The 12,254-nt window shown below is 74.0% G+C and carries 9 protein-coding genes; 2 read left to right on the plus strand and 7 right to left on the minus strand.

The features are described from left to right. Positions 1 to 4: 4 nt before the first annotated feature. From OG294_RS34175 to OG294_RS34190, 4 genes are all read right to left on the minus strand, one after another. A complete protein-coding gene (locus OG294_RS34175) occupies positions 5 to 1,111 on the minus strand; it encodes a hypothetical protein (RefSeq protein ID WP_327070427.1) in 1,107 nt (368 codons plus the stop codon). Between the two features lie 91 nt (positions 1,112 to 1,202). Further along, positions 1,203 to 3,560 (minus strand): WXG100-like domain-containing protein, encoded by a 2,358-nt coding sequence (locus tag OG294_RS34180; protein ID WP_327070428.1) that lies wholly within the window; start codon positions 3,558 to 3,560, stop codon positions 1,203 to 1,205. 133 nt (positions 3,561 to 3,693) lie between these two features. Then, on the minus strand, positions 3,694 to 4,266 hold the full coding sequence (locus tag OG294_RS34185; RefSeq protein ID WP_327070429.1) for a hypothetical protein: 573 nt from the start codon (positions 4,264 to 4,266) through the stop codon (positions 3,694 to 3,696). 102 nt (positions 4,267 to 4,368) lie between these two features. After that, the gene (locus OG294_RS34190; protein ID WP_327070430.1) at positions 4,369 to 6,654 is read right to left on the minus strand and encodes a WD40 repeat domain-containing protein; all 2,286 of its coding nucleotides are present in this window, start codon (positions 6,652 to 6,654) and stop codon (positions 4,369 to 4,371) included. 626 nt (positions 6,655 to 7,280) lie between these two features. On the opposite strand from OG294_RS34190, the gene OG294_RS34195 reads away from it, so the two are divergent. Then, a complete protein-coding gene (locus tag OG294_RS34195; protein ID WP_327070431.1) occupies positions 7,281 to 8,021 on the plus strand; it encodes a class I SAM-dependent methyltransferase in 741 nt (246 codons plus the stop codon). A 33-nt stretch (positions 8,022 to 8,054) separates the two neighbouring features. Here OG294_RS34195 and OG294_RS34200 read toward each other — a convergent pair whose 3' ends face one another. Then, complete coding sequence (locus OG294_RS34200) at positions 8,055 to 9,827, minus strand: MOSC and FAD-binding oxidoreductase domain-containing protein (RefSeq protein WP_327070432.1); 1,773 nt, start codon at positions 9,825 to 9,827, stop codon at positions 8,055 to 8,057. Between the two features lie 222 nt (positions 9,828 to 10,049). On the opposite strand from OG294_RS34200, the gene OG294_RS34205 reads away from it, so the two are divergent. Beyond that, positions 10,050 to 10,628, plus strand: coding sequence for a 3'-5' exonuclease (locus tag OG294_RS34205; RefSeq protein WP_327070433.1), 579 nt, complete (start codon positions 10,050 to 10,052; stop codon positions 10,626 to 10,628). A gap of 40 nt (positions 10,629 to 10,668) precedes the next feature. On the opposite strand, the gene OG294_RS34210 is transcribed toward OG294_RS34205, so the two are convergent. Both OG294_RS34210 and OG294_RS34215 read right to left on the minus strand, forming a co-directional pair. After that, the gene (locus OG294_RS34210) at positions 10,669 to 11,124 is read right to left on the minus strand and encodes a VOC family protein (RefSeq protein ID WP_327070434.1); all 456 of its coding nucleotides are present in this window, start codon (positions 11,122 to 11,124) and stop codon (positions 10,669 to 10,671) included. An 87-nt stretch (positions 11,125 to 11,211) separates the two neighbouring features. After that, the gene (locus OG294_RS34215; protein ID WP_327070435.1) at positions 11,212 to 12,171 is read right to left on the minus strand and encodes a hypothetical protein; all 960 of its coding nucleotides are present in this window, start codon (positions 12,169 to 12,171) and stop codon (positions 11,212 to 11,214) included. Between the last annotated feature and the right edge of the window lie 83 nt (positions 12,172 to 12,254).

Below are 12,254 nucleotides of genomic sequence, written 5' to 3' on the forward strand. Positions count from 1 at the left end.
GTTCTCAGCCCTTCCCGTTCACGGGGGTGCGGTCCTGGGCGGGGGCGCCCCGGTACATCGGCTCACGGGGCAGGATCGGGCTGACCGTCGTCTCCATCGGCTGCAGCGGCGCGCTCTGCTGAGCCGGAGTGTCCGCGTTGTTCAGGTCGCCCTGGACGGAGCCGTCGGCCCCCTCGTAGCCGTCGGCCATCGCCTTGAGGCCGTCGGCGACGTACTTCAGGCCGTCCGGCATGCCGTTGAGGGTCTTCATGGTGTCGGCGCTGTACTTCAGGTAGCCCTTGTCGCCCTCGGCGAACTTCTTGCCCGACTCGTCGTTGCCCCACGGCGCCTGGCCCTCCATGGTGGAGAGGAAGGCGGTCATGCCGGTGCTGAGCTCGGTGAGTTGTTCGACAGCGGCGAGCAGGGGCGAGACCGCGGCGCGGTAGCGCGACGGGTCGACCGCGAAGCCGCTGCCGGCCGCTCCACCGGATGTGCCACCGGATGTGCCACCGGTCGGGCCGCTGGTCGCAGTGCTGGAGTAGGGCGTCGTGCTGGCGAGGCGGGGGGTCGCGTCGACGGCGGAGAGGGGCACCCCGATGGTGAGGTTGCGGGGGGTGGCGTCGACGGCGGAGAGGGGTGTCTCGGTGGTGAGGTTGCGGGGGGTGGCGTCGACGGCGGAGAGGGGTGTCTCGGTGGTGAGGTTGCGGGGGGTGGCGTCGACGGCGGAGAGGGGTGTCTCGGTGGTGAGGTTGCGGGGGGTGGCGTCGGTCAGGAAGGGGGTGACGCTGGTCGGGGTGGCGTCGTCGGGCGAGAGGGGCCTCCCGATGGTGAGGTCGCGGGGGGTGGCGTCGTCGGGCGAGAGGGGCCTCCCGATGGTGAGGTCGCGGGGGGTGGCGTCGACCGGCGAGAGGGGCCTCCCGATGGTGAGGTCATGAGGGGTGGCGTCGACCGGCGAAAGGGGCCTCCCGATGGTGAGGTCACGAGGGGTGGCGTCGACCGGCGAAAGGGGCACCTCGGTGGTGAGGTTGCGGGGTGTCTCGGTCAGGTACGGCGTCGTGCTGGTCCCACCGCCGGATGCGTCGGCGGAGTACGGCGTCATGGTGTCCGCGACGGTGCGGGAGTCGTCATCCATGGGGCTTCCGAATCATTTGGTCAACGTGGTCGGTGGGTCCGTCCGGTGCCTGCGAGCCCCGCCCCATGAAGCGGGCGGGGCTCGCAGGCACCTAAGCCGCTCCGGCGCCTTCGAGCGCCCCGGCGTCGGCGAGCTTGGCGAGCGCCGCCCGCAGGAAGGGGCTGGGCACCTGGTAGCCGCCCTCCTCCAGCAGCGGGGCCTTCTTGGGGGCTGCGGCCGGCGCGGCGGACTCGGGAGCGTCCGGGTGGCCGCGACGGGTGGCGGCACTCTTGGCCCGGTCGAGGTAGGAGTCCGGCTCCGAGGGTGCCGCCTCGGCCGCCGGCCGATCCGCCGCCTCCCCGTGGACCCGCGCCTCGTGTGCCGACGCCTCGTGGGCCGGCGCCGCGCCGCCCACCAGGGCCGCACCGTCCCCGCCCACCGGGGCCGCGTCGGGGTCGGTGCCCAGGATCGCGCTGGTCAACTGCGTGGCCAGGGTGTGCTTTTCCTCGCTGGTCTGCGGCCCGGCGGTCGGCTCCACGGCGCCGTCCTCGACCGTCGCACCGCCTTCGGTGCGGGCGCCGTCGAGCCAGTTGCGGCGCAGGCGCTGCCAGGAACGGTCGCCCTGCCGCCCCTCGCCGGCCACCCCGACGATGCCCCGGTCGGTCAGCGCTGCCTCGTCCTCCTCGTCCGCGATCTCGGCACCGAAGCGGGTCGGTCGGACGTACTTGGACTTGCCCTTGCGCTCCGCCCTGCCCGCGCCACCGCCGCCACGGCCCCCGAGCGCGCCGGCCCCGCCCGCGACGGGCGTCGCGCTGCGGCTGGTGCTGCCGGCCCCGCCGACCCCGCCGGCGGCCCGTGCCGCCTGTGAGCCGAGGGAGGCGGCGGTGGACTCGGCCGTGCCGAGCTCACTCGCGACGGAGCTGCCCAGGGCCGCGCTGCCGGCCGCCCCCGCGAGGTTGGCCCCGCCCACGCCGCTGCCACTCACGTCGCCCAGGTTCAGGCCGCTGCCACTGCCACTGCCGCCACTCCCACCGAGGCCCGAACCGCCGAGCCCCAGGCTGCCGACCCCGCCGCCTGCGCCGCCACCGCCACCGCCGCCGAAACCGCCCCCGCCGCCCCCGCTGCCCGTGCCGTCGCCCAGTCCGGCGAGCGAGAGCGAGCCGAGCTTGTCGGTGCCGTCGGGCGTGGGGAGGCTGAAGGGGATCTTCGTCCCGCTGACACCGTCGGGACCGCCGGTCGTGCTGATCGGCGCGGGGAAGTCGAGACCGGTCAACGGCCCGCCGGTGGAGCCGGAGTTACCGGTGTTGGCGGCGTCGCGCCCGGTGAACGAGGGCAGCGTGGGCGACCCGCCCTGCCAGGGGCTCAGCCCCGAGGTGCCGGTGCTTCCGGTGGAGTAGATCTTGGGGGTGGTGCACGGCGATCCGTCCAGCCCGGCCAGGTCCAGCTTCGGGGCACTGGTCGACAGCGGCTGGAAGACCGGCATGCCGTCCTTGCTCATGGGCGAGGTGGGGGCGGTGCTGGTGTCCGTCATGAACGGCTTCAGCTGTCCGGTGCCCGGCAGGCTGAACGACGGTGAGGTGCCGTCCTTCGACTGCAGGGACGGCATCGTGGCGTCGGGCATCTGGAACGGCAGCGGCGCCTGCGTCGAGCCGGGGCCGCCGGAGGTGCCGCTGCCGCCCGGACCGCCGGTGGGGAGACTGAACGGAGTGACCCCTGTGCCCCCCGTGCCGTCCGGGCCGCCGGGGGACGTGCCGTCCGGCAGCTTCAGCGCGTCGACCTGGGTGGGCAGCAACTGGCCGTCGGGCCCCAGCGCGTCGACGCCGGTGGGCAGCGGCGGGCCCGAGGTCGTCCCGTCCGGCAGGCCGGTGACGGGGTTGATCCCCGAACCGCCGGAGGTGCCGCTGCCGCCGGGCAGCTTGCAGACCGCGCCCGCACCGGTCATCGCCTCCACGAAGCCGCTGTTCTGACGCAGCATCGTGTTGACGTTGGTGCCGACCTGGCCGATGTAGGAGTTGTAGAGGTCGGCGGCCTTCTTGACGCCGTCCGACTGCGCGATGTCGTCGTGCTTCCCGGCCGGGTTGTTGGCGATCCACTCCTTGGTGTACTGGAGTTCGCGGATCATCTCGGTCTTGGTGTGCGCGACGGCGGTGCTCGCCGAGTGCAGCGAGTCGCCGATCGCCCGGCCGGCCGCCAGGGTGGTCGCCGCGTGCGAGTCCTCGCCGCTGCCGTACTTGCGCAGGTAGTCCTGGAAGGTGTCCGCCGCCTCGCCCGACATCGCCGAGGAGGCCTGCGCGGCGCTGCTGACGATGGCCGGGATGTGGCTCTCGGCCACGGACTTCCAGGTGTCCCAGGCCTGCGCGAGCTGGCCGATCAGGTCCTCGTCCGCGTCCGGGAAGACGATGCTCGAACCGTCCTTGTTGCTCTGGACGGTCTTCAGGACCTCGGCGAGATCATCGGGCAGTTCGATCACGGCGACGCACTCTCCTCGACGGGACGGTCGGGCTTGGCAGGACGGGTGAAAGCCAGGACGGGTGAACGGGCGTGCGGCGGCGAGCCACGGTGGCACCGGGCCGGGGCACGCCCGGCTCGGCTGGTGGTCCTGCTCAGATCAGCTGGTGCCCGCCGGCACCAGGGTGGGCGCCGACGTTGTTGACGGGGTACTTCTTCGTCGTGCTGTCGTCGGGCAGGGTCGGCGCGGTCGGATCCTTGTACGTCGGATCCTTGGTCGGGTCGTCCTGGTAGGCCGTGCCCTGGGACGGGTCGTCCGTGGGGGTCGGCGTCGGGTCGGTCGTGTCCGGACCCCGGTCCGGCAGCGTGGGCGAGGTGGTGTCGCCGTTGGTGCCGATGCCCTTCAGGTTGGCGGCCTGCTCGCCGTCGTTCGTGCGGTGGCGCTGGCACATCAGGGTGAGGTTCTGCGCCATCGAGGTGGAGTTCGTCAGGTAGTCCTGGATACCGGCCAGCACCTGCTTCTGGTGGTCGGCGAGGCCGCCGACCGAGGAACTGCCGCCGGTCAGCGCCTTGCCGAGCGCGTCGGTGCCGTACACCGACGGCTGGACCTGCTGGATCACCGCATTCAGCTTCGCCGTGGCCGTGGTCAGCTCGTCCAGCAGGCCGTGGATCTTCTTCGCGGTCGCCTCGACCGTGTCCAGGTCGATCTGTACGCCGGTACCAGCCATCGATTCCCCCGCGGGTTTTCCTAGAGTCGGCTGCGGACAGCCGGGACGACAGAGATGACGGAGCGGACCTCCGGGTGCCGACGCGCCGCGCCGGCCCGGAGGTCAGAGCGTGGTGACCCCGCCCGGGCCGACCACCGTGAGACCGGTGTCCGCGAAGCTGATGGCGAGCGCGGCCTGGGCCAGGCCCGCCTCGTTGAGCAGGGTGCCGCTCGGCAGGTGCCAGAGCCGCAGCGTGCCCTGCTCGTCGCCGGCCGCCAGCAGCGTCTCACCGTCGAGGTCCTGCGCGACCAGCGTGCGCACCGAGGACGCACCGCCGGTGAGCGAGGCGATCCGGCTCCCGTCGTGCACCGCCCAGACCAGCACCGACCCGTCGGCACCGCCCGCGATCACCACCGGACGCCCGCCGAAGACCCCGAATGTGACGGTCTCGGCGGCTGCGCCCAGGCCCTCGCAGACCGGGCCCGCCTGCCCGCTGACGCCGTGCCAGAGCCGCACCGTCCGGTCCCGGCCCGCGGTCGCCAGCAGCAGGTGGCCGTCGGCCTCTCCGGCGGCCAGCGCGGTGATGCCGTCCTGGCCGGTGGCCACCTGGAGCAGTGGCGTCCCGTCGAGCGCCGACCGGACCCGCAGGGTGCCGTCGGCGCCCGCCGAGACCAGCGCCGTGGCTTCGCCGCCGCCGGTGCGGAAGGCGAGCCCGGTGACGGGGCCCGCGTGCGGCGCGGGCACGGGGAGCGGTGCGCCGTTGGTCAGCGCGTGGCTGCGGACGGCGCCGGCGGCCGTGCCGCAGACCAGCACCGCTCCGTCGGGGCCGTCCTGACCGATCGCCAGCGAGGTGATCGGGCCGCCGTCCGGGGCGAGCGCGTAGAGCTCCACGCCGATCCCCGCCTCCCACAGCCGCAGCGTGCCGTCGCCGTACCCCACCGCCAGCACCGGACGGCCGGTCAGCTCACCACCCGCCAGCGCGGTGACCGGGTGGGCCGCCGCGCCCGGGACGGTGAACTCGCCCAGCGTCGAGCCGGTCGCCGCGACCCAGCGCGAGAGCCGGCCGTTCTGCTGCCCGACCACCAGCACCGGGCCGGCGCCCGAGGCGACGGCGACGATGCCGGTCAGCCACTCCTCGCCCACCGGCCAGCCGTGCAGGGCTTCGGCCCGGCGCACGTCCCAGGTGCGGACCGTGCCGTCCAGCGCGCAGGAGGCCAGCACCGGACGGTCCGCCAGCTCGGTGAAGGCGAGCCCGGTGACGGTCGCGGTGTGGCCGTCGAGCTCGGCCACCGGCTCGCCGGTCGCCAGGTCCCAGAGCCGGATCCGCCGGTCCGCCCCGCCCGAGGCCAGCACCGCCTGGTCGCCCAGGCTCAGCACCGCGAGCGCGGCCACCGGTCCGACGTGTCCGACCAGCAGGTGCAGTTGCGTCCCGGAGGCCACGTTCCAGACCCGGATCACGCCGTCCTGGCCCGCCGCCGCCAGCAGGTCGAGGTCGGCGCAGCGGGCGGCGCACAGCACGTCGGCGCCGTTCCCGTTGACCGAGAGGGTGCCGAGCGCCTGGCCGGTGTCGGCGCGCATCGCCCGCACGTCACCCCCGTCGGCGCCGCCGGAGAAGGCCAGCGGCACGTCCTGGACCAGGCCCACCGCCACGGCCTGCGCGCCCTCGCCGCCCGAAGTCCCGTGCAGCACCGCGCCCGAGACGGCGTCCCAGACCTGCACCGCGCCGTCCGCACCGCCGACCGCGAACAGCTCGCGGCCGGCCGTGGCACCGAGCGCCACCGCGGTCGGCAGCAGCCCCGCATCCGGGCCCGAGCCGCCCAGCGGCTGGGCGTCGTCCAGGGCGGTGAGGCCGAACGAACCGTCCTGCTCGGCCAGCGCGTAGGCCGCGCGACCGCGCACGACGCCGATCGCGGCCACCGCCCGGCCGGCGTCGGCCGACGCCCCGACCGGGTCGAGGCGCAGCAGGGCGGCGGGCAGCGCCGCCGGGTCGGCCGGCCGCAGCACCCGGGCGGCCAGCGCGTCGAGCAGCGCGGCGAACGCGGGCACCGGGTGGGCGGTGCCGTCGCGCCACACCGCGTCGGCGTTCCCGGGGATGCCGGTGGTGGTCAGGCCGCGTGCCGCGGCACCGGCCGGGGCCGCACCCGCCGGTGCGCCGGCGGGTGCGGCGCGCAGCTCGGTGGCGACCCGGCGCAGGAACGCGGTGTCGGTGGTGCCCGTGCGGACCAGGGCCCCGGCGGTCACGCGGAACGCGCCGTCCAGGCCGAGGAACACCTCGGTGGCGCCACCCGGCAGGTGGTCGGCGCCTGCGCCGGTCAGCCGAAGGCCGGCATCGACCGTGCCGACCGCTCCGGTGCCGACCGATCCGGCGTCGGCTGTGCCGGTGCTGGCTGATCCGTCGATCTCCGACATGCGGATCCTCTCCTGTCACTCACCTGGTTGGGCTGACCAGCGGTCAGCGGGGCCTTCGGGGTCGGGGCTCGACGTGCGTGGGCCGGGGTGGGCCGACGCCGCCGGCGCCACGGGGTCAGGGCTGCGTCGTCGTCTCCCGCACCGGGCGGGACCTACGGGCGTAGACCTGACGTCACGTCAAGCATTCTGGCGGTAGGACGACGACGACCCGCGAGCGGTTCCCCACGAAATTCAAGACAAAGGCGGGAGTGGCGGGGCGGCTCCCGCAGCTGGCTGGACGTCAAGGCCCGTGACCTCCGAGGGTGTGGAGTTCGCGCTCTGAGCAGCGCCCCCGGCCCGATCCGCGCACCTGCGCAGGATGTCCGTTTCCCCCACGGCCACGGTTGGCGGCACGACTGGAGACGATGCGGACAGGCTCATCGAATCCCCCTCGTGGCGCCTGGCGGGGTTATCAGATCACGTTGTTGGTGGTTGTTCAAATTTGACGAGTATGAGGAGTGCCCGAAAGGGCACGTGCGGGGGGAGGGGCTCCCGTCCGTTGCGACACCGGGTCGATGCGATCCGCGACACCTGCCGTCCGCCCTGAACCGGTTGCTGTCACGCAGTCGGCGGCGGACACTGTCGCCATGTTCTCGGATGCCGAAGTCGCCGCGCTGTACGACCTGTTGAACCCCTGGGATCCGGACCGGCGGCCCGGGGACCGCTTCTACTTCCCGCTGATCATGGCCGCGGACTCGGTCCTGGACGTCGGCTGCGGCACCGGCGCGATGCTGCACGTCGCCCGCGACCACGGCCACCGCGGCCGCCTCGTCGGCCTCGACCCGGACCGCGCCGCGCTGGACCGCGCCCGCCGCCGCGGCGACATCGAGTGGGTCGAGGGCACCGCGGCCGAGGCGAGCAGCGGCACCGGTTTCGACCTCGCCGTGATGACCGGCCACGCCTTCCAGAACCTGCTCACCGACGACGAGCTGCGCACCTCGCTCGCCGCGATCCACGCCGCCCTGCGCCCTGACGGCTGCTTCGCCTTCGAGACCCGGCACCCGCAGGCCCGGGCCTGGGAGGGCTGGACCTCGGCAAACCCGGAGGACATCGCCGACGTCGTCACCGAGAGCGGCCGGCACCTGCGCTACTGGCACGACGTCGACTCGGTGACCGGGGACGTGGTCGCCTTCCACGGAACGGTGGCCGAACCGGACGGCACGGTGCTGCGCGAACTGCACGATAGCCTGCGGTTCCTCGACGTCGAAGCGCTGGGCGGGTTCCTGACCGAGGCCGGCTTCGCGATCGAGGCGCAGTACGGGGACTGGGAGGGCGGGCCGATCGACGCAGCCAGCCGGGAGATCATCACCCTGGCCCGCCGGGGGTGACGCGCGGCCGGTCCGTCACACCTGCCGGTCCGGTCACAGGTCCAGCACCAGGTCCGAGGCGGGACGCGAACAGCAGATGAGCAGGGTGCCGGTGGCCGGGAGCTCCAGCGGCTCGGGCCGGTAGGCGCTCCGACCGGACAGCACCTCGGTGACGCAGGTGTGGCAGACACCGGTGCGGCAGGACCAGCGGGTCGGCACGTCGCACGCCTCCGCGAGTTCGAGCAGGGAGGTCGTCGTGGCCGGGTTCCACCGCGCGCTCAGGCCGCTGCGGGCGAAGGTGACCAGCGGCCCGGTGCCGGGCTCGCCGGCCGGCGGGTGCGGCGGGACCTGCGCGGCCGGACGCATGCCCGGGTTGACGGGAGCGAGCGTGCCGAACAGCTCGGTGTGCACGCGGCGCGCGTCGAGACCGAGGTCGACCAGCGCCTTGGTGGTGTCGGCCATGAACCGCTCGGGCCCGCAGAGGTAGGCCGAGGCCCCGCTCGGCAGGCCGAGCTCCGCGAGGACCCGCGCGGTGAGGCGGGCGTGGCTGACCGGGACCGGTGAGGGCTCGGCCGGGTCCGCCGGTGCGGTGTGGAAGACGAGTTCGCGCGCAGCCGGCATCCCGTTCAGCAGCGCGTGCGCCTCGCGCGCGAACGCCTGCTGCGCCGCGTCACGTGCGGTGTGCAGCCACCAGACCTCGCGCCCGCCGGATCCGCCGCCGCCGTGTTCGGCGGCGAGCTGGTGGAGCATCGCGAGCACCGGTGTGACGCCGACGCCCGCGGAGATCAGCAGCACCGGCCCCGTGCCGGGCGCGAGCACGAACTCGCCGCGTGGTGCGGCGACTTCGATGCTCATGCCCGCGCGTACCCGGGTGCTCAGAAAGGCGCTGACCGCGCCCTCGCGCTTGACGCTGATGCGGTACCGGTCGCTGCCGGGCGCCGAGGAGAGCGAGTAGCTGCGGACCGCCGGCGCACCGTCCGGCCCGGGGACGCGCACGGTGAGGTACTGGCCGGGCAGCGCGGGCGGCAGCGCCGCCCGGTCGGGCGCCGCGAGGTGGAGGGAGGTGATGGTCGAGCTCTCGGGAACCACGGCCGCCACGCACAGCGGGCGGAAGCCGCTCCAGGCCGGCGCGGCCCCGGTCGCCCCGGTTGTGCCGGTGCTCCCCGCCAGCAGGTCCTGGAACGACTGGCGCCAGCCGGGGCTGAGCGCCGGGATGTCCACGGCCGCTTCGAGCAGGCGGCGGTCGCGGTTCGGTAGGTACAGCAGCGCGTCGATCCGGGCGACGGTCAACGCGTGCGGGCCGCGCCGGGTGCGGGTGATCGCGTCCCCCGCCCGCACCTGCCCCTCGGTGATCACGCGCAGGTAGAACCCGGGCCGGCCGTGCTCGACGAGCAGGGCGGGCAGGGTCGGGGCGTCGAGGCGCAGACCGAGCCGGTAACAGGTCACCCGGGGCTGGGTGACCTCGAACTCGGCCTGGCCGATGCGGTACCGGTCGCCGATGCAGACCTCGTCGTCGGGGAGGCCGTCGACGGTGAAGTTCTCGCCGAAGACACCGAAGCCGAAGTCCTGGGCCGCACCGCCCGCCCCCGATCCGTCGCTGCCCAGCTGCTCGCGCCAGTACGCGATGGATTCGGCCTGGTAGACCAGCACGGCGCGCTGTTCGCCCCCGTGACCGGCGAGGTCGCCCTGGCCGTCGCCGTCGAGGTTGAGCCGGCGGGCCGTCACCGGTCCGTCGACCGGGGTCTTCCAGATGCCGGTGTGCACGGTCCGGTCATGCCAGGAGACGTCCTTCGGCATGCCGACGTTGACGGAGAGCAACTGGGCCATCGTCCACGGCCTCCTTCCCCGGGGCCCGCGCACCGGCGGCGCGCCCGCCCGGACCTGTGCGTGCGGCACCGAGTCTGTCAGTCCGTGCGCCGCGCACCGTGGACCGACGGGCCGATGGCCCGACGCGGTGCGGCCGGGCCGGCGACCAGGTCCGCCCGTGCGGGTGCGTCCGGCCGGCAAAACCAGGTGCCCCGGTGCGCCGCTCCTCCTACGCTTCCCGCCATGGACAGCATCGGCGCCGCGCGCCTCCTGAACGTCGTGGACGTCGAAGCGACCTGCTGGGACGGCGACCAACCGCCGGGCGCGGTCAGCGAGATCATCGAGATCGGGCTGACCGTCGTCGACCTGGACGCCGGCGAGCGCCTCGCCCGCCACCGGATCCTGGTGCGTCCAGCCCGGTCCACGGTCAGCGAGTTCTGCACGGAGCTGACCGGCCTCACCCAGCACGAGGTCGACGGCGGGGTCGCCTTCGCCGAGGCGTGCCGCCTGCTGGCGGCCGATCACCATGCCGGGGCCTGCCCGTGGGCCAGTTGGGGCGACTACGACCGCCACCAGTTCACCCGGCAGTGCGAGTCCACCGGCACGCCCTATCCCTTCGGTCGGCACCACACCAACGCCAAGGCCGCCTTCACCGAGGCACACGGCCTGCGCAAGCGCCCCGGCATGGCGCACGCCCTGAACCTCGCGGGGCTGCGCCTCGAAGGCCGCCACCACCGCGGCGAGGACGACGCCTGGAACATCGCCGCCCTCGTGCTCCACCTCTCCGAACGGGGAGCCTGGCCGCGGTCCGCCGCGTCCTGACGCGCCGGGGCCTGCTCCTGGTGCGGGGTCGAGCTCGCCATCACCCCGCGGCGCAGAACTCGTTGCCCTCCGGGTCGAGCATGATCCACCAGTGGCCGGCCGGGCCCCGGTCGACCTCGCGGAGGCGGGTGGCGCCGAGGGACTCCAGGCGGGCCGCCAGGGGCTCCAGGCCGCCGGGGCCGGCGTGGATGTCGAGGTGGAGGCGGTTCTTGCCGGGCTTGGGCTCGGGGACGTCCTGGAAGAGCAGGCGACGGCCGTGGCCGGTGCCGCTCAGGTCGTCGAACGGGTCCGCGGGGTGGCGGATGGCGGCGTGGCCGCGGAAGATGCGGCGGCCGTGGTGCTCGGCGACCGCGTCGTCGCCGATCTGCCCGGCGGCGAGCAGGCGCTCGACGAGCGGGCTCGGGTCCTCCACGGTGTATTCCAGGGCGGCGGCCCAGAAGTCCGCGAGCGCCGGGGCGTTCTGAGTGTCGATGACCAGCTTCCAGTGGAGTGCCATGCGGCAGTTGTACCGGCCGGCACTGACACTGCCGACGACGACGGGGCGCAGCGGCGGTGGGTACCGCCGCTGCGCCCCGCGCGGCTGTTACTGCCAGCCCGTGCCGTAGGTGTTGGAGCTCCACAGCGCGCCGGCCGGGTCGTTGCGGCCCTGGCTGTAGACGACGAAGTTGCCGTCGGACTGCACCTTCGCGTAGGCGCCGGGGTTGTTCCAGGTCCCGTTGTTCCACAGGACCTGGTTGTTGTCCGCCACGGCCAGCACACCGTTGGTGGCCATCACGGTGACCAGGCCCGGGTGGTTCCAGGTGCCGCTGCTCCACAGGGCGGCACCGTCGTGCTTGCGGTAGAGCACCAGGTTGCCGTCGGGCTGCATGAACAGCCAGGTGCTGGCCGACTCCACCCAGGTGTTGGCCGCCAGGCCCTGGCCGGAGGCGAGGGTGTCCGACGGGGTGTCGGTGTAGGAGCCGTTCACCTGGGTCGGGATGAAGCCGGTGCTGGTCTGCCAGAGCGGCTGGTCGGCGGAGTCGGTGCCGAGCATCAGGTCGCCGTCCACCAGGACGGTGTACGCGCCGTTGTGACCCCAGGTCCAGGAGCTCCACAGGGCGTCGGCCGTGTCGGTCTTGCCCTGGCGGTAGACGACCAGGTTGCCGTCCGTCTGCATGAGCGCGTAAGCGCCGTTGTTGCCCCAGGTCTTGGAGGACCAGAGCGCCGCCTGCTGGCGACCGTTCGGGGCGACCAGGTAGAGCACCAGGTTGCCGTCGGGCTGCATCACCAGGGTGGTGTCGTTGTCGGTCAGGCTCTGGCCCGGCTCCAGCGTCTGGCCCGGCTGCAGCACGTTGGGCGCTGCGGCCGCGGCCGACTGCGCCGACTGCGCGGACTTCGCCAACCGGGAGACCGCGTGCGAGTGCGGCATCGTCCGGTGGATCGGGGCGGGCGCGGAGACGGTCGGCTGCTGCGGCGCGTCCGCGAAGGCGGCGGGCGCCGTGCCGACGACTGCGGCCGTACCGATCAGGAGCGCGGCGGCGCGCTTGAGCATGCTGTTGCGCATGTCAGGAATTCCCCCTCGTGTGAATGTGACGTGACTTTCATACACCCCAGCAGCGACACGCGATGATGGGGGTCAGTCGTGCG

Origin of the sequence: Kitasatospora sp. NBC_01302 (genome assembly GCF_035976515.1) — a bacterium.
In the GTDB taxonomy this organism is placed as follows: domain Bacteria; phylum Actinomycetota; class Actinomycetes; order Streptomycetales; family Streptomycetaceae; genus Kitasatospora.